Raw genomic sequence first — 16,756 nt, 5'->3', positions numbered from 1 at the left:
GAGGGATTGGATGAAAGAGATTACAGAGCTGACTTCAATGGTGGCAATTGAGACATTTATAACCGGTCATAAATTAAGTTTTATATATATATCAAGACCTCAATGCACAGTCTGTCACGCTGTTCTGCCTCAGCTTAGAGCACTGTTGGCCCGCTTTCCAAAGATCAAATTAGGACATATAAATGCTGACATAGTGGAGGAGGTTGCCGGAAGGTTTTCAGTTTTCACAGTTCCTGTGCTTCTTTTGTTTATTGAGGGAACCGAATGTCTAAGAGAAGCGCGTTTTGTTCATTTTGAGCAGCTTGAACAAAAGTTAAAAAGAGTCTATCAGTTGTATGAGGAATAGATAGCTAAGGGAGGGTCCATGATGTGTCAAAACCCGACTCGGTATAAAGAAGAAGGAATCTCAATGGAAAGCGGCTATTTAAGGCAGATCTTTGACCATTTGCAGGATGGAATCATCATGATGGATCAGGAACGCCGAATTCTGGTGATGAACCCGTCCGCAGAGAAGATGACGGGATGGAAATTAGGGGACAAGGTTCCGTATTGTTCCTACTGCCAAACGAGAAAATTGGAAGCGGGAGAAGCGCGTTGTTATTTGCTGGCCAAGCGGGAAGTTCCTTATTTTCTTTCTTCGATGCCCACCTATGAAGGACGATTCGTCGACATGGAGATGAGTACGGCTGTCATTTCTGAAAACGGCGATCAAATGGAAGTTCTTTTGGTTCTGAAAGATTTAACGATAAAGAAAAAGGAAGAGGAAGCGCGGATCTCCAAGCTTGTTCTGCAAAAAACGCTAGAAACTCAGGAAAACGAACACAAGCGGCTGGCCCAGGAACTGCACGATGGCGTAGGGCAATCGCTTTATTCGGTTTCAGTAGGTATTCAAGCGATTCAATCGCGCATGGAGCAGGAAGAAACATTTAGAGAGTACATGCAGGAAATCATCGATGAATTGGAAAAGGCGATCCAAGACGTCAAGCTCTACGCTCTCCAGCTGCGGCCGCACAGTCTCGATCAGCTGGGGCTGATTCCTGCTGTCGAGCACCTTGTGTCCAGCTTAAACAAGACTCATCAGGATGTTTCTATTACGTTTGCCTCAAGCAATGTCAGCAATCGCTTGCTGCCGATTTTTGAAATCAATTTGTACCGAATTATTCAGGAGGCGCTGCATAATGCCCTGAAATATTCGCAGGCGACACTTATTGAAGTCATACTGCACAAAGAAGACGGCGAGCTCGTTTTGATCATTCAGGACGATGGCATTGGTTTTGAACGCGGGCTGACAGAGGAAGGCCTGGGGTTCAAACATATGAAAGAAAGAGTCGATCAGATGGAAGGAAGCCTTCGAATTCACTCTGCACTTCAGAGAGGCACGACGATTAAAGTGAAAGTACAGGACAAGGAGGGGAAGGGAGAGTGATCAGGGTATTGCTGGTCGATGACCATATGATGATTCGCAAGGGCATCCGTGTCCTTTTGGAAGGCTTTTCTGGAATTGAGATTGCGGGAGAAAGCAATAATGGCAACGAAGCCGTTCTTAGCACCGGACAGTTGAAACCGGATGTCGTGCTGATGGATTTGTCGATGCCGAACGGGTTGGACGGATTCACAGCGAGCAGTGAAATCCGAAAGTTGAATCCTTCTGTTAAAATCGTGATTTTGACAATGCATGATGAGGAAATTTTTGTCCAAAAAGCGATAGAGGCAGGGGCTCATGGATACGTCTTGAAAAACAGCCATTATCGGTTGCTTTATCAGGCGATTGTCGAAGTGTACAGGGGCAATCTCTTTTACAAGACATCTGTATCGCAAGACATCATTGATCAATGGCTCAATTCAGAGTCCAAAAAGCCGCCCTCTGTATTAACTGTCCGCGAAAAGGAGATTCTCAGATTCATCGTTCTGGGTTATGCCAATAAGGAGATTGCCGATAAACTCTCAATCAGCGTCAAAACCGTCGAAAACCACAAAACGAATATGATGCAGAAATTAAAACTGGACTCGAAACACGAATTAATCCAATATGCGATCAAAAACAAATATCTCGATCTGACGTTCTAACATACTACCTCTTAACCTTGTCAGCTTGGGAAGACGGGGCTCAAATAAAAGTAGGGGAGTTCCCCTATACAAAAAAAGGAAGATGGATGGTAACTTAAAAAACGAGAGACACATCTTTAAGACAAACAGCAACTTTTTAAAACAAAAGGTGGTTGACTATGGCAAGACAAGCTCGTTATACCATTGTCATTGTAGGAGCAGGGACTGCTGGCATCTCTGTCGCCGCCCGTCTCGTCCGGGCTTCTAAAAAACTCAAAGGACAAATTGCCATCATTGACCCGCAAACAAAGCACTACTACCAGCCTTTGTGGACATTAGTCGGAGGCGGCGCAGCGAAGAAGGAAGAGTCCGAGCGCGAATTAGCTTCCCTGATTCCTGCCGGGGTAGACTTGATCGGCGATGCTGTAACAGAGTTTCGCCCGAATCAGAACACACTTCTTACAAAACAAGGAACGATCGTTTCCTATGATTATCTCGTGGCAGCAGCCGGTTTGCAAATCGATTGGGACGGGGTCAAAGGCTTGAAAGATGCGGTTGGAAAAAACGGGGTTTGCAGCAACTATTCATATCATACGGTAGACAGCACTTGGGAAAATATCCGCAATTTCAAAGGCGGAACCGCCATTTTCACTCATCCTGATTCTCCCGTGAAATGCGGGGGAGCTCCGCAAAAAATTATGTATTTAGCAGACGACTATTTTCGCAAGTCAAATGTTCGCAATCAATCGGACATGATTTTTGCATCGGCGAAATCAACCATTTTTGATGTCACCAAATACGCAAATGCGCTCGAAAAAGTCGTCCGGCGCAAGGATATCCAAACGATGTACAAGAGAAATCTAATCGAAATTCGGCCTGATTCAAAAGAAGCCTTGTTCGAAAACTTGGATACGGGAGAGCAGGAAGTATTAGCATATGATCTTCTTCATGTGACGCCGCCGATGAAAGCGCCTCTATTCATCAAAGAAAGCGCATTGGCGGATGCCGGCGGCTGGGTCGATGTTGATCCGTACACTCTGCAGCACAAAAAGTTTGCCAATGTTTTCGGAATTGGTGACTGTGCCAACCTGCCGACGTCCAAAACAGGAGCTGCAGTTCGTAAACAGGCTCCGGTTGTGGTGCGAAATCTGTTGTCCTTGATCAAAGGATCTTCATTAGATGCAAAGTACGATGGATATACCTCGTGCCCCTTGGTTACAGGATACAACAAACTCGTGCTGGCCGAGTTTGACTATCACAAGGTGCCGCAAGAAACGTTTCCATTTGATCAGTCCAAGGAACGATTCAGCATGTACCTGTTAAAAAGAAGATTGCTGCCCATCATGTATTGGAATGGCATGTTAAAAGGACTGATGTGATGTGAAAGGATATATTCCCGCAAATGTTTCAAGAGGAGGAATACAACATGTTATTGCGCTATTTTTACGATGAAAAACTGGCCCATGCATCCTATCTGGTTGGCTGCCAAAAAACAGGGGAGGCGATTGTCATTGATCCCGGCCGCAATCTGAAACCATATTTGCAAGCAGCCGAAGATGAAGGGCTAAACATCACAGCGGCTGCAGAAACCCATATTCACGCCGACTTTGTTTCCGGCGCTCGCGAACTCGGCGCTACACATCAAGCGAAGCTGTATCTTTCCGATGAAGGAGACGCAGACTGGAAATACCAATATGTCGATGAATTGAACCATCAACTTGTAAAAGACGGCGATCGCTTTTCCATCGGAAACCTGATGTTTGAGGTTATGCATACTCCCGGCCATACCCCGGAAAGCATTTCCTTCCTGTTGACGGACGGCGGAGGAAATGCGGATCGTCCTATCGGCATCTTTACAGGAGATTTCGTCTTTGTGGGCGACATCGGCAGACCCGATTTGCTCGAAAAAGCGGCGGGAATCAAAGGAACGTCAGAATCGGGGGCAAGAGAGATGTTCAAGTCCCTCGGAACGTTTAAACAACTCCCGGATTACTTGCAGGTTTGGCCGGCTCATGGCGCAGGCAGCGCTTGCGGCAAGGCATTGGGAGCCATTCCAACTACGACTGTCGGCTACGAAAAGATGTTTAACTGGGCAATGGCATACACCGATGAAGAAGAATTTGTTAAAGCCTTGCTTGACGGGCAACCTGAACCGCCAAAGTATTTCGCTGTGATGAAACGAGTAAATAAAGAAGGTCCTGCATTGCTCAAAGATCTTTCTGCTGTTCAAGAGATTACGTCGATTGAACAAGTGAAAGATTTGCAGGGAAAAGAGCAAATTGTCGATACCCGCACTTCCCGAGAATTTGCTGAAGGGCATATCAAAGGCACAATCAACATTCCATTCAACAAGGCGTTTACGAACTGGGCTGGCTGGCTCATCGACTACACTCGTCCTGTGTACTTCATAACGAATCCGGCCGAAGTGAACGAACTCCTGGAAGCGCTGCGCTCTGTGGGCATTGACAATGCGGCAGGGTTTATAGATCGGGACAAAATCCTGGCAAGCGGTGCTTTTTCACTTGAATCGTACGCGGAGATTACACCACCTGAAATCGCAAAATTAGTCGATGACGGATTCGTGCACGTGCTTGATGTTCGCAATCTGACTGAATGGCAGGAAGGTCATATTCCGAATGCACAACACATCATGTTGGGAACGCTTCAAGAACGTCTGGATGACATTAGAAAAGACTGTCCAATCCTTGTGCAATGCCATTCCGGAGCCCGATCTGCAATAGGGGCCAGCATCCTGCAAGCTAACGGCGGTTTCAAACAAGTTTTGAGTTTGAGCGGCGGCATTGTCCAATGGCAGAAAGACGGTCTTGCCATTACAATCCCTTGCAGCGGATTTTAATGAAAGAAAATTTCTGCTCAAGCGCATGGAATAAAGAGTCAAGAGGCCGATATTGTCTTACTCCCGGCCTCTGACTGATATTATTTCCGCTTTTCCTTCTCAGTCCGATCAAATCTCTGAAACATTTCCACAGCCCCGCTTCTTCGCGTTTTCTCTGTCTTCCGATCATGGCCGAAACGGCCGACGATGACTTTTTTCCGTCCAAGATGTCGATACATTCCTCTGCGTTTTATCGACTTTAGGAAATTGGTATTGACAAAAGTGTTGTGCAAAATAACCCCTTTTTATAAAATCTAAAGTAATTATTTGGATTTTCAAGGGGGAGAAGTGTGAAAAAGAAAATGTATGTTTCAATAGTACTCCCTTTTTGCAGGTGGTTCTTTTGTGACTCCATATGACTTTGTCTCGGCTAAAGGGTTTGTAGAACATAACTGCCATTGACGATCTATATTACTCAGGGAAAAAGACAAGGGAAATTGTAAAAGCTGGGCAGATGCACTTTACACTGGAAACAACATACCATGAAAATGGAATCGTTGAAGCCATCGTTACGGAAAATAAACATACGACTCATATTCAATATAACCCTGCAACGGGCATGACCTTATTAAACGGTGTAATATTAGAAACAAAGAAAGAATTTGAAATGGGCTTGTCAGCATACAAACAAGTATACATGGGGACTGTTATCAATTACGTTCCGGCAGGCACTTTAGTTGGAGCGGCAATTTCTTTGACAAGTATATGGAGCAGGGTTCCTGCAAGCAGAGTAAAACAAACAGTTTTAACCCTAACTTCATTGGCTGTAGGAGAGACACTTGATAAATCAATAAAGGTGAAAATCAAGCAATACAGAACTTCGAAGCCTATCCAAGATGGAAGCATGTGTTACCAACAATATAAATATAAACATAAGTCCACATGGTATTATAAGAAAAAACAAAGCAAACAACAAAGCTCAAGCTGGTTTTTACAAAGTAAGCCCTGTTAAGGAGCGGGAAAATGAGCAAATGTCCGGTATGCAGGAAACCGTTTACTTTTAGAGAAAAATATAAACTTATTAGAACAAAAAAGTCAACTTGCCCCAAATGTAAAAGTCCGCTAAAGGAAACAACAGCTTCAAAATTACTTTTTAGTTTGATTTTTATTTTGCCAATACTTTATTTTATGTCTTTTTGGAGTGGATGGGATTCACTATTAAAGTGGTTCTCTCTATTTATTTGGATTGTGTTTTGTTTATTTATTTTGCAACCTGTACTTTATCGTTATGATAAGACAAAAGCTTAAGATATTAGCTAAAGGAGAGAGAGTAAAACAACTCCCTAAAAAGGAGTTATTTTTTATTGGTGAATAACAATTGTTTTCATCTATTTTATTTTATTAATATTTGTTGACTTGTGTTCTTGTTTTAATAATCATAAATTTATTTTAAAACGGAGTGTTTTTACGTGAATGTAGAAGGTGTGGAATAAAAAAGAGCTTATAGGATGTTGTGTAGCCCAGCTTAAAAATCTGGGCCTTTATGTTTATAGAATTAAAGGATTTTTTGGAGGGAAAAATGGTAAATTACCTTTTTTTGATGATAGAATAGTATGTAATAGCATAAACAAGGAGGATTTTATGAAAAAGAAATTTTTATTTATTGGAGTGCCAATTGTGGCAATCCTTGCAATCATTTTATTTATTTTAGGGAGATCCCCTGAACCTTCAGATCTCGCAAAAGAATTTGAAGAAAAAATTAAACAAGAAGATGCTAAGGGATTATTGAAACTTGTTAAAGTTGACAATGGAACGAAGTGGGAAGAAAGGGAAGCCGAAAGTATAATCAAGTATTTAAAAGATGATGAGTCTGATTATAAAGATCAAATCATGCTATTGAATGCACAGGCCAGTTACTATGAGTCAGATGGAAAAGCCAATAATTTAATTTCGCAGCAATATCCTGGGGAAAGTATATCTAATATTGGTCCTTTTTATATCACAAAGGAGAAAGGGATTTTTGGGGGCGAAAAATACGTTTTAAAGGCCCGTGGTTATAAATTAGAAGTACATGCAGCTAAAGGAGCTAATGTTACTTTTAACGGTGAAACAATTGATATGCAAGGTAAGGATTCCAAGGAGCTAGGTGTTTTTGGACCAGGGGTATATACCATTAAAGGCAGCAAAAAGTATGATTATACAACGGTTGATGATAAAACGGAAGTGACGCTTTTTGATCCTGAAAAATTTGAGAAAACCGCCAGCCTTAATTTTAGCGGTGATACGGTTTCTGTAAACTCTGACATTCCGAATACAAAGGTACTTGTTGATGGGAAAGAATCAGGAGAGTCTATTTCCGAAAATACGGAGTTTGGCCCCGTAAAAGACGGAATTAAGCTCCAAGGAGTAGCTGAATTTCCATGGGGAGAAGGAAAAAGCGAGGCAGTCACAGTCCAATCAGACACTACGGAAGAATATAACCTTACACCTAATCCAATAGTCAACGATGATATGAGAGAAAAATTAAAATCGCAGATCAATGATTTTGCTAAGGATAGAAATGAAGCTAAAGTGAAAAAAGATGCAAATAAGCTCAAAAATGTTTCAGACAATTTGAAGAAAAGCTACATAGATGTGATTAAGAATTATGACAAAGAAAATTACTATGAAGGAAAAGCTTTGGGTACTCGCATTGACTTTTCTAAGGTGACTTACGAAAACGGCAGCGGGGGAAAACAGTTGATCCATATTCCTGTGGAATTTCATCTGAAATCGAGAGAGGTTTATGAATTTATGGATTCAGAGCTTGAAGAAAATTTCGATGAAGAAATCGTAACATTACAATATGATGAAGAGAAAAAAAGCTGGATTATCGAAGGTGAAAAAGATGACTATGAGTCATCGAATAATGATTATATGGCAAGCAAGGATGTAGCCAAAACAACTTTTTAAGATAATTAGCCCTTCATGATTGAAGGGCTAAATTCTTTTCTGCTTGTTTTTCTTTCTTAACCCTTTCCTTTTCTTCTTGATAAAACTCATGGAACATCTACATTAAATCGCGTTTTTCAATCCTGGAAACATAATTGCGTGAGATCCCCAGTTCCTTTGCAATTTCTTTTTGTGTTTTTCTTTTTTGAAATTAAGTCCAAACCTTATAAACTTCATATACTCCGTCTTTGTAGGAAGTTCATCCCATGAAAGCTGAACGCAGCATCAGCTATAACATTTAAGTGACCGTTTTGAATTTGATAAGCCATTAAATCTTCAGCATATGATTCTTCAGATGAATTTAAAGCTTTTTCTCCTAAGCCATTGGTGACGTTTAGAGTAACCACCTTCTTTAACTCTTCCTTTTGAAAGATCCCTATTTTATATTTATCTCCAATTGTTGACACATCATCACTGTATTCATTAAAATCACCTTCATAAACTGGTACTCCATTTTTGAAAAACTTGTATTCGTCTCCGTTTTCGTTTACCTTTAATGTAACATGTCCATTTTTTACTTTTGTTTCAATATCAGGTATCTCTTTCGCATAATCTCTAGGCATTGAACGTAAACAAAGAAACAGAATTACAAGAAGGGTAGAACAAAAAACTTTCTGACGGGAATTCCACCGATCTTTGAAAAATTGTTTACAAAAGAAAAGGAGTTTTAACTAATGCGGATTTTTGGTGGGATTATTCGTTATTTATGTACAGTTGCCTTTTCGGTTGTATCAGCGGCAATTGTCTACACGTTGATGTTTTTAGAAGGGTTTGGTTTTTCGTCTTTTAGAGCGATAAGTTTGTTTATGTTTGTTGCTTATTTAATCTTTGCTACACCAATACAAATCTTTCTAAATCGCAAACCCAAAAAATATCATGGATGGTATTTGCTAACTTACTTTATAGTCTCTCTTGTCGTTTGTGGAATTTTAGCCTTATTGACTAATTACGCTCTGACTGCTTTTGTTTCGTATAAACTATACCTTTTTAGTTTTCTTTTGGCTTTAATTTATTGGTTTTGGGACTCTGTTTTTAGACAAAAGAAATAGAGCACATAATATAAAGCCAAATTTCCCCCCTTTATTTTTATTTGTGTGAGTCAATTGTGCCACATGAAATGATAATCCCAAGAAAATATACATATTTTTAAAAAATTTAACCTTTTTTTAGTCGTGCATCTAGATACAGCACTTACTTAATAAGGGACAACTGAACCAGCCAGCATCAACGATGAAAACAGCCACATCCTTATTAGGATATGGCTGTTCTCTTTTGTGCCTGCTTAACGAGCAATCGTTATGAGACAGGAACGATCATTGCTTGGTGGATATGTTGAACAAAGAACGAAAAAAGAAGATTGTCTTAAACAGGTTATTCACAAGATCGTTCAGTTGAGGTCGTCTTAGAACTAACAAAGAAGAAAGGATGAGATTGATGAAGGAATATTTTTCAATCGGGGAAACAGCCCGTCTAAATAACATTTCCATTCAAACATTGCGCTATTATGATAAGATCGGAATTTTCAAGCCTCAATGCACAGACCGGGATAATGGCTATCGATATTACCATGTTAAACAGTTTTTTTATTTAGATATTATAAAATATCTCAAATCTATTAAAACACCTTTGGGAGAAATTAAGCGCATGATTTCACATACATCTACCCCCGAACGGATGCAAGCCTTTCTTGAGGAGCAAGAAAGCGTGATTGAGCGTGAGATGGAAAGACTCGAACGTGCCAGGGAATTGCTTCAAAGAAGAAAGCACCAGCTTAATGAACAATTGGAGATACGCACTAAAAAAGAAGAAGGTCTAGTTTATGTTCGACATATAGGAGGCCAAACCATTTTAAAAGCAGTGACACCTCAAGTGAATCCTCATGACCAATCAGATTTGTATTACCGAAAATTGGCTGAAGTTCTTGAAGAAAGAGGAGATATCGTTGATAACTATTATGGATTGATTTATGATTTAAAGCCCTATAAAGATTCCGGTGATATTTATTGCTACAGCGTTTATACGACGATTTATGATGGAGTAAAGATAGATACAGGGGAACAAAACATGAATATAGATATAATCCCATCCGGCGAATATGTATGTATTTCATTTGATTGCACGGCAACAAATTATTTTGACTACTATCAAAAACTGTACCATTTTATTGAATCACATGGTATTCAAACGGATGGAAAAGTATATCAAGTTTCTTTTCCAAATAGCTATAACTCATTAAAAGAAGAAGACTTCCTCACAGAATTTAGAGTGCGGAAAAAATAACAATTCCCTTGACCCTATAGTTGCTATAGGGTTTATGATTTATGCATCGTTCTGATGAATATTCGAAAGGGAGGATGAATAAAAATGGCAGAAAATAAGACGCTTCGGTTACTCATGCCAAAAAGCCTGCTGGAAGCCCATTTATTAAATTCTAAACGAATGGTTCATTTGAAGAAGTACCTGGCAACTTAGATGTGTGCCTCTCAAATTTAATGAATCTAAAACAAAAGGAGCGATGAAGATGAGAGCACCGATAGATGAACTCATTTGGTACGCCTACCCTGGAATGGTAGCTGTCGTTACGGCTCAATATGAAGGTGAAAAAAACGCAATGGCTTCCGGGTGGCATACGTATATTGGATCTTCTCCCGGAATGTATGGGATATCGATAAATAAAGAGACATATACTTACAAATTGATTGAGAAAAGCGGCGTTTTCGGTGTGAATTTTCTTCCGGGGAGATGTTCGGAACTCATTCAAGCATTAGGTACCCATAGCGGCAGAGATATAAATAAATTTGAAGTGTTTCATATTCAATACGAAGAAGGACTAAAAGCTGAGATACCGATTTTAACTGATGCGTATTTCGCTTATGAGTGTAAAGTACACAGTATTTCCACTTTGGGCGATCAAGAGTGGATTGCGGGAGAAGTTTTACAGAGATATCAAGATCAAGAGCTTTTCTTAAAAAATGGTATGCCGAATTTAGAAAAATTGGATGTTCCGCTTCATATTGGAGGGTCCAGCTATCGAATATTAAATAGTCAAGCAGAGGAGCGTCAACACGTTTTTTATCCCCAAACTGATTGAAACATTCAGGTTCCTCCGCATAGAGTAGATCCAATCAATGAATGTATCTGCAGCGGCCTCCGCTGGAACTCCATTGACTTATACGAAGCAAAAAAGAGACCCAAAGACTGCAACGCTTCTCTTTAAGAAGGCTTTGCGGTCTTTTTATATTTCTAAGGTTCAATTCATTTTACCCTCCAAAAGGTATTTAAATTTCCATTTGCAGACTATCTGTTTTTGTTTTGGGAAAATTGCAAGTTAAAATTCATCTTCATTAATCCTATTATTAAGTTACTTTTGTTGTCTTAATTTCATAGGCATGATAAAATTCCAAATAACCAAACATCCTATGTTTGATAAATGCATTACAGGAGGATAGACACATGCTTCAGAAAACAAACCGGCAGACGCTGGTTGAGCAAGTCGCACTACAAATAGAAAGTATGATCGAATCTGGTAAGTGGGGTGTCGGGATGCGCATTCCTGCCGAGCCGGAGTTGATGAACGAGTTGAATGTTAGCCGCAATACATTAAGGGAAGCAATTCGGGCATTGATACATGCGGGACTCTTGAAGACGAAACAAGGTGACGGAACTTATGTCTGCTCTTCAAGTGCCTTGGGAGCCGTGTTGAAAAAACGCATTTTGCGATCAGATACGCTGCAAACATTAGAAGTTCGATATGCACTCGAACGAGAGGGAGCTCATCTTGCTGCACAACGCAGAACCGATGACGAGGCGCGCGACCTTCTTCTTCAGCTGGAACGCTGCGAGGCAGCGGCAGAAATCGGTGACATTGATAGCTTTGTAGCGGCCGATATTGATCTGCATCAAAATATTGTCAAGGCATCTCATAATGAAATATTGATTGAAATATACAGTCATATCGCAGAAGCGTTACAAGATTCGATTACAAGCCTGACCCGTTATGAAGTAGATGCGGATTTCTTGGAAATGCACCGTCAACTGGTCGAAGCGATTGTTGATCAAAACGCTGCTCGTGCCGTGGAAGCAGTTCATCGCTATATCGGGGAATCGAAAGATGTTATTGCCGGTGAAGAGGGGGAGCGGCTATGAGCGTACAAAGTGGTACAAAGCCAACTGAGGCAAAGCTTTCGTTCTCATTGAGTTTGCCGATCATTATAGGCATTGTCCTTATTTCACTGACGATGCGGTCACCGCTGACATCGGTAGGCCCACTGGTAGGTTCGATTCGCGAGTCCCTTGGATTATCAAATACTGCGGCAGGCTTGCTCACGACATTGCCGTTGCTTGCTTTCTCGCTTCTTTCCCCCTTCGCACCTATCTTGGCGCGCCGCTTCGGGATGGAACGGATTATACTTTATGCCTTGGTTCTGCTCATGATAGGTATCGCTGTCCGCTCTCTGTCCGCAACAGTTCCTTTGTTTGCAGGCACCGTTTTGCTTGGGCTTGCGATTGCGGTGTGCAACGTGCTAATTCCAGGTCTGGTTAAACGGGATTTTTCTCATAATGTCGGTTTGATGACAGGACTGTATTCAGTATCGATGAATTTATGCGGGGCGATAGCCTCCGGTGTAAGCGTCCCGCTCGCCCGCAATCTCGGTTTTGGCTGGAATGGCGCACTTGGAATCTGGGGTCTGCTCGCTCTGATAGCCGCACTATTCTGGTTTCCTAAAGCGCGGGCGAGTCACGCGTCAGCCGGAATAACAACTAGCGGTGCGTCGACGCGGCGAAGTCTGTGGCGTTCACCGTTGGCATGGATAATTACACTTTTTATGGGATTGCAGTCTTTGCTTTTCTATGTATTGATCGCTTGGTTACCTGAAGTCATGACAAGCCGGGGCTTGAATGAAGACAGCGCTGGCTGGATGCTATCGCTGTTTCAATTTGCTTCGCTTCCCGTATCATTCATCGTACCAATCGTTGCGGGACGCATGAAGAACCAGCGTTTGCTGGTTGTCATCATGACTGTCCTGTTTTTTGTTTCATTAGGTGGCCTTTATTTTGGCGATAATGCACTTATTTTGTTCTGGACAATTTTACTCGGAATTGCTGGGGGATGTGCGTTCAGTTTGGCTATGATCTTTTTAAGCTTGCGGACGAAAGATGCCACCGATGCGGCTTCCTTGTCTGGTATGTCCCAATCTGTCGGATATTTGCTGGCTGCAACAGGACCGATCTTGTTTGGTTTGCTCCATGATGTCACGGCAAGCTGGAACCTCCCAATATTACTGTTGCTTATGGTCAGCATTCTGCTGTTCATATTCGGTCTGGGCGCGTCAAAAAATCAAACGGTATAAAGGGCTCTGTTTCAGCAAAACTCTTGCTGAAAGAGCTCATGAACTGCCCAGAATAAATAAAAATAAATTGAATTGGTGTAAGTCAAATCAATTGCAATAGCTAGGTTGAGGGCCTGGTGAAATAAAAGGGAAGCCGGAACTTATGGACCGGCTTCTTCTTCATTTCCCCTTCTTCCGCTTCTCCGCTGGTAAAGCTAATGAAATATCTACTGTAACTTAAGGAATGTTTAAGGGCGATCACAAGTAGATACTAGATCAGGCCAAAGGTATCAATTCGATTGTTTATTACTAAGCCTATGTATTTCACGAGCCATTGATTCCAAAATATACATAACGGGGATTTGCGTAGTAATATTAGCATTTTCAAACCACTCTTCCGTCACGTAATACGAGATATTAATGTCGGATATTCTGGCAATGGTGGAGTGCTTATGATTTGTAATACTGATCACTTTACTTCCTTCTTGCTTGAGCTGATGAAGATGAGTGACTGTAGAATGGCCTTCACCTGAGACGGATAAAGCAATCGTGATGCTATTGCGGCGGAATTGGGAATGTGTCGGAAAGTAAGGATCTTTAATATACATTGAAAATTTGCCTAAACATGAGAAGTACCTTGCTCCGTACTCAGCAAGAATACCTGAGCTTCCTACGCCGATAAAAATGACACTCTCCGCTTTGGTAATTAGAAGCGCGGCCTCCGCAATCTTTTCTTCAATGTCTCCTTTTAACGTTCTCTCAAAAAACTCGGCTATTGAATGTTGGGAACTCTTCAATACCGTCTTTTTATCTTTTTCTAACTGCATTTTAAGCTTTACTTTAAATTCCGAAAAACCCTCACAATTTAGTTTTTTACAGAAACGCAGAATGGAGGCTGTTGATACGTGCGTTTCATCTGCCAATTCGCGGATTCGCATATAGACGACTTTCTCGCCATTTTGACAAATGTAATTATATAAAGAAGTTTCCAGTTCATTAAACGAAGCGATGATCTCATGGGTAAACATGTATGCGGGGCTCTCCTTCCCTTGACCCTTTCTGCTAACTCCATCTTAGCATACCTGCTTCCTAAGAAACATAGTGTTACATATGTGCAACAAATGACTTCTTGTGTGATTAAAAACAACATGTTACCGGCTTATTTACCGGCTTGCTCATCTGCAGATACAATTGATCCATAAGTACTTTTGCTAAATTACCCGGAGGTGTAAAGAGGATGACACAAGGAATTAAAATTGTCACGATAGGCGGGGGATCGAGTTATACTCCTGAATTAGTAGAAGGGTTTATCAAACGGTACGATGAATTGCCGGTTCGAGAATTATGGCTGGTAGATATTGAAGCGGGAAAAGAAAAATTAGAAATCGTCGGAAACCTTGCGAAAAGAATGATTGAAAAAGCCGGTCTTCCAATTGAAATTCATTTAACGCTTGACAGGAGATCAGCTTTACACAATGCCGATTTTGTTACGACTCAGTTTCGCGTAGGGCTGCTTGATGCCCGTGCAAAGGATGAAAGAATACCTTTGAGTCACGGGGTTTTAGGCCAAGAAACAAACGGACCGGGCGGATTGTTTAAGGGACTGCGTACCATTCCGGTTATATTGGATATTGTAAAAGATATGAAAGAGCTATGTCCGGATGCCTGGTTAATCAACTTTACAAATCCTGCCGGAATGGTGACCGAAGCTGTCCTTCGCTACACTGACCATAAGAAAATCGTCGGCTTGTGCAATGTTCCAATCGGAATTGAGATGGGGATCGCCAAGCTCTTGGATGTTGATCATTCACGGGTTCGCATTGATTTCGCCGGTCTCAATCATATGGTATATGGATTGGATGTATACGTCGACGGAGTCAGTGTAAAAGAGAAAGTGATGGAGCTGTTATCAGATCCGGAGAACAGCAGTTTTGTAAAAAACATCGAAGGGCAAGGCTGGGAGCCGGAATTTATTCGGGCCTTAAATGTATTAACCTGTCCATATCATATGTACTATTATAAGACAGATGAAATGCTGCAAAAAGAATTGGAGAACTTTAAAAAGGGAACAACGAGAGCTGAAGTCGTTCAGAAGCTTGAAGAGGAATTATTCGAGCTGTACAAAGATCCCGACCTGGCCGTTAAACCGCCTCAATTAGAAGAGCGCGGCGGTGCGTATTACAGCGACGCAGCCGTTCGTCTCATTTCGTCTATCTATAACGATAAACGTGATATTCAGCCGGTTAACACAATCAACAATGGAGCGATTGCAAGTATTCCGGATGACTCTGCGGTTGAAGTAAGCTGTGTGATTACAAAGGAAGGTCCAAGGCCAATCGTTCATGGTGATCTGCCAGTTGCAGTCCGGGGACTCGTTCAGCAAATCAAGTCATTTGAACGAGTAGGCGCCGAAGCCGCTGTAACAGGAAGCTATGATACAGCTTTGCTGGCGATGACGATCAATCCGCTTGTCCCTTCTGATAAAATCGGCAAAGCGATTTTAGATGAAATGCTTGAAGCGCATAAAGAGCATTTGCCAAGGTTTTTTAAAAAAATAGAAGCATAAGGGGGGAGTAGTTGGTTAAATTGGACGTTCACTTTATGTTCAGCTGATAAGGAGGAAAAAGTGAGCATAAAACTAATAGCGGTTGATATGGATGGAACATTTTTGGACGATGACATGAAATATAACAATGATCGTTTTATGAAACAATATCATGAATTAAAAGCACGGGGAATAAAATTTGTGGTTGCAAGCGGCAATCAATATGATCAGCTTAAATCCTTTTTTCCATCAATTAAAAATGAAATAGCTTTCGTTGCTGAGAACGGTGCTTACGTAATAGATTCGGGAAAAGAAATATTCTCAGGCGAAATGTCTAAAGAAACGATAAAAAAAGTTATTGATGTTATAGAAAAGTATGAATACACAAATCTAATTGTTTGCGAACAGCTTAAAGTTTATCATGCCGGGTTCTTAGTATCTACAATTGTCCTTGCCATAACCTTCATCCCACACATAAAAAAGCTAAATAAACAAATGGTCACTAGTGAAGTTGACACGCTCCAAGAGCAATCAAAATTAGCTGATTTATTCCATACGGAGAAACTTCATCGAGCAGAAGACGCACCCGTTATCCAGCCAAATTAGCTGGCATAAAAAGAGGCTGGGTTTTATATTATTCCTAGTCTCTTCATTGATCTCACTTCCGCTTCTCCTTCTCCGCCCGGTAAAACTCATGAAACATCTTCATCAGCGTGCGCTTTTCAATCCGCGAAATCCCGAGCTCCTTCGCAATTTCCCGCTGCATCTTCTCTTTCTTCAAATCAAGGCTGAAGCGGCCGGCGATGACTTTTTTTCTCGATAAGGCTGATTTAAATGCCACTCACAGGTTATCCGTTTTGGGCAATTACTTTTACCAGGTTGAGGGACTGAACTAAAAAGATACCGAACTATATCTAAATAGTTCCTGTTTGATGACAAAATAAAAAGATGCAAACTGAAGGTAATGAATGATCAATCCTGTGTATAAAAAAATATATTTTTGTTTCA

17 protein-coding genes and 1 pseudogene are annotated in these 16,756 nt (G+C 41.2%); 14 read left to right on the top strand and 4 right to left on the bottom strand.

The features are described 5' to 3' along the window. The first annotated feature begins 10 nt into the window (after window positions 1–10). The 7 genes from CP943_RS14580 (at window position 11) to CP943_RS14550 (ending at window position 7,834) form a co-directional block, all read left to right on the top strand. Complete coding sequence (locus tag CP943_RS14580) at window positions 11–346, top strand: thioredoxin family protein (RefSeq protein WP_105981103.1); 336 nt, start codon at window positions 11–13, stop codon at window positions 344–346. A gap of 21 nt (window positions 347–367) precedes the next feature. Then, entirely contained in the window at window positions 368–1,426 is a 1,059-nt protein-coding gene (locus CP943_RS14575; RefSeq protein WP_105981102.1) for a PAS domain-containing sensor histidine kinase, read from the top strand. Further along, entirely contained in the window at window positions 1,423–2,067 is a 645-nt protein-coding gene (locus tag CP943_RS14570) for a response regulator (RefSeq protein ID WP_105981101.1), read from the top strand. Before CP943_RS14575 ends, CP943_RS14570 begins: the two co-directional genes overlap by 4 nt. Before the next feature lie 158 nt (window positions 2,068–2,225). Next, window positions 2,226–3,425 (top strand): NAD(P)/FAD-dependent oxidoreductase, encoded by a 1,200-nt coding sequence (locus CP943_RS14565; RefSeq protein ID WP_023855292.1) that lies wholly within the window; start codon window positions 2,226–2,228, stop codon window positions 3,423–3,425. A gap of 47 nt (window positions 3,426–3,472) precedes the next feature. After that, the gene (locus tag CP943_RS14560; protein ID WP_026579233.1) at window positions 3,473–4,903 is read left to right on the top strand and encodes an MBL fold metallo-hydrolase; all 1,431 of its coding nucleotides are present in this window, start codon (window positions 3,473–3,475) and stop codon (window positions 4,901–4,903) included. Window positions 4,904–5,396: 493 nt separating this feature from the next. After that, window positions 5,397–5,894 carry a hypothetical protein gene (locus CP943_RS14555; RefSeq protein WP_234026543.1) on the top strand — a complete coding sequence of 166 codons (498 nt, stop codon included), beginning with the start codon at window positions 5,397–5,399 and terminating at the stop codon, window positions 5,892–5,894. 470 nt (window positions 5,895–6,364) lie between these two features. Continuing rightward, on the top strand, window positions 6,365–7,834 hold the full coding sequence (locus tag CP943_RS14550) for a TcaA 3rd/4th domain-containing protein (protein ID WP_234026542.1): 1,470 nt from the start codon (window positions 6,365–6,367) through the stop codon (window positions 7,832–7,834). Between the two features lie 13 nt (window positions 7,835–7,847). Here the strand turns inward: CP943_RS14550 and CP943_RS22710 are convergent. Beyond that, a pseudogene (locus tag CP943_RS22710) lies at window positions 7,848–8,021 on the bottom strand (sigma factor-like helix-turn-helix DNA-binding protein); the annotation flags it as partial. A gap of 25 nt (window positions 8,022–8,046) precedes the next feature. After that, a complete protein-coding gene (locus CP943_RS14540; protein ID WP_234026541.1) occupies window positions 8,047–8,436 on the bottom strand; it encodes a hypothetical protein in 390 nt (129 codons plus the stop codon). Between the two features lie 111 nt (window positions 8,437–8,547). Here CP943_RS14540 and CP943_RS14535 point away from each other — a divergent pair, with 111 nt between their 5' ends. The 5 genes from CP943_RS14535 to CP943_RS14515 all read left to right on the top strand — a co-directional run bounded on the left by CP943_RS14535 (window position 8,548) and on the right by CP943_RS14515 (window position 13,224). After that, window positions 8,548–8,922: a UPF0715 family protein gene (locus CP943_RS14535; RefSeq protein WP_026579237.1), complete on the top strand. Its 375-nt coding sequence runs from the start codon at window positions 8,548–8,550 to the stop codon at window positions 8,920–8,922. 385 nt (window positions 8,923–9,307) lie between these two features. Further along, a complete protein-coding gene (locus tag CP943_RS14530; protein ID WP_105981100.1) occupies window positions 9,308–10,153 on the top strand; it encodes a MerR family transcriptional regulator in 846 nt (281 codons plus the stop codon). Between the two features lie 241 nt (window positions 10,154–10,394). Then, window positions 10,395–10,964 (top strand): flavin reductase family protein, encoded by a 570-nt coding sequence (locus CP943_RS14525; protein ID WP_105981099.1) that lies wholly within the window; start codon window positions 10,395–10,397, stop codon window positions 10,962–10,964. 362 nt (window positions 10,965–11,326) lie between these two features. Further along, complete coding sequence (locus CP943_RS14520) at window positions 11,327–12,019, top strand: FadR/GntR family transcriptional regulator (protein WP_105981098.1); 693 nt, start codon at window positions 11,327–11,329, stop codon at window positions 12,017–12,019. Then, window positions 12,016–13,224 (top strand): CynX/NimT family MFS transporter, encoded by a 1,209-nt coding sequence (locus CP943_RS14515; protein ID WP_105981097.1) that lies wholly within the window; start codon window positions 12,016–12,018, stop codon window positions 13,222–13,224. Before CP943_RS14520 ends, CP943_RS14515 begins: the two co-directional genes overlap by 4 nt. A gap of 269 nt (window positions 13,225–13,493) precedes the next feature. On the opposite strand, the gene CP943_RS14510 is transcribed toward CP943_RS14515, so the two are convergent. Then, the gene (locus CP943_RS14510; RefSeq protein ID WP_035338395.1) at window positions 13,494–14,231 is read right to left on the bottom strand and encodes a MurR/RpiR family transcriptional regulator; all 738 of its coding nucleotides are present in this window, start codon (window positions 14,229–14,231) and stop codon (window positions 13,494–13,496) included. A gap of 209 nt (window positions 14,232–14,440) precedes the next feature. Here CP943_RS14510 and CP943_RS14505 point away from each other — a divergent pair, with 209 nt between their 5' ends. Together CP943_RS14505 and CP943_RS14500 are read left to right on the top strand one after the other, a co-directional pair. Continuing rightward, window positions 14,441–15,769: a 6-phospho-beta-glucosidase gene (locus tag CP943_RS14505; RefSeq protein ID WP_020452298.1), complete on the top strand. Its 1,329-nt coding sequence runs from the start codon at window positions 14,441–14,443 to the stop codon at window positions 15,767–15,769. Window positions 15,770–15,829: 60 nt separating this feature from the next. Continuing rightward, window positions 15,830–16,354, top strand: a complete 525-nt coding sequence (locus tag CP943_RS14500; protein WP_105981096.1) for an HAD hydrolase family protein — start codon at window positions 15,830–15,832, stop codon at window positions 16,352–16,354. A 52-nt stretch (window positions 16,355–16,406) separates the two neighbouring features. On the opposite strand, the gene CP943_RS22705 is transcribed toward CP943_RS14500, so the two are convergent. Continuing rightward, window positions 16,407–16,589, bottom strand: coding sequence for a hypothetical protein (locus CP943_RS22705; RefSeq protein ID WP_095290960.1), 183 nt, complete (start codon window positions 16,587–16,589; stop codon window positions 16,407–16,409). Window positions 16,590–16,756 lie beyond the last annotated feature (167 nt).

Origin of the sequence: Bacillus paralicheniformis (genome assembly GCF_002993925.1) — a bacterium.
GTDB lineage: Bacteria > Bacillota > Bacilli > Bacillales > Bacillaceae > Bacillus > Bacillus paralicheniformis.
Note: the sequence above shows the minus strand (reverse complement) of the source record. Positions and strands in the feature narration are given on the sequence as shown.

What these genes read in the sequence shown, in the direction of transcription:
- CP943_RS14580 (WP_105981103.1), top strand. Translation starts at nt 11, where the DNA reads ATGAAAGAGATTACAGAGCTGACTTCAATGGTGGCAATTGAGACATTT.
- CP943_RS14575 (WP_105981102.1), top strand. Translation starts at nt 368, where the DNA reads ATGTGTCAAAACCCGACTCGGTATAAAGAAGAAGGAATCTCAATGGAA.
- CP943_RS14565 (WP_023855292.1), top strand. Translation starts at nt 2,226, where the DNA reads ATGGCAAGACAAGCTCGTTATACCATTGTCATTGTAGGAGCAGGGACT.
- CP943_RS14560 (WP_026579233.1), top strand. Translation starts at nt 3,473, where the DNA reads ATGTTATTGCGCTATTTTTACGATGAAAAACTGGCCCATGCATCCTAT.
- CP943_RS14555 (WP_234026543.1), top strand. Translation starts at nt 5,397, where the DNA reads ATGCACTTTACACTGGAAACAACATACCATGAAAATGGAATCGTTGAA.
- CP943_RS14540 (WP_234026541.1), bottom strand. Translation starts at nt 8,436, where the DNA reads ATGCCTAGAGATTATGCGAAAGAGATACCTGATATTGAAACAAAAGTA.
- CP943_RS14535 (WP_026579237.1), top strand. Translation starts at nt 8,548, where the DNA reads ATGCGGATTTTTGGTGGGATTATTCGTTATTTATGTACAGTTGCCTTT.
- CP943_RS14530 (WP_105981100.1), top strand. Translation starts at nt 9,308, where the DNA reads ATGAAGGAATATTTTTCAATCGGGGAAACAGCCCGTCTAAATAACATT.
- CP943_RS14525 (WP_105981099.1), top strand. Translation starts at nt 10,395, where the DNA reads ATGAGAGCACCGATAGATGAACTCATTTGGTACGCCTACCCTGGAATG.
- CP943_RS14520 (WP_105981098.1), top strand. Translation starts at nt 11,327, where the DNA reads ATGCTTCAGAAAACAAACCGGCAGACGCTGGTTGAGCAAGTCGCACTA.
- CP943_RS14515 (WP_105981097.1), top strand. Translation starts at nt 12,016, where the DNA reads ATGAGCGTACAAAGTGGTACAAAGCCAACTGAGGCAAAGCTTTCGTTC.
- CP943_RS14510 (WP_035338395.1), bottom strand. Translation starts at nt 14,231, where the DNA reads ATGTTTACCCATGAGATCATCGCTTCGTTTAATGAACTGGAAACTTCT.
- CP943_RS14505 (WP_020452298.1), top strand. Translation starts at nt 14,441, where the DNA reads ATGACACAAGGAATTAAAATTGTCACGATAGGCGGGGGATCGAGTTAT.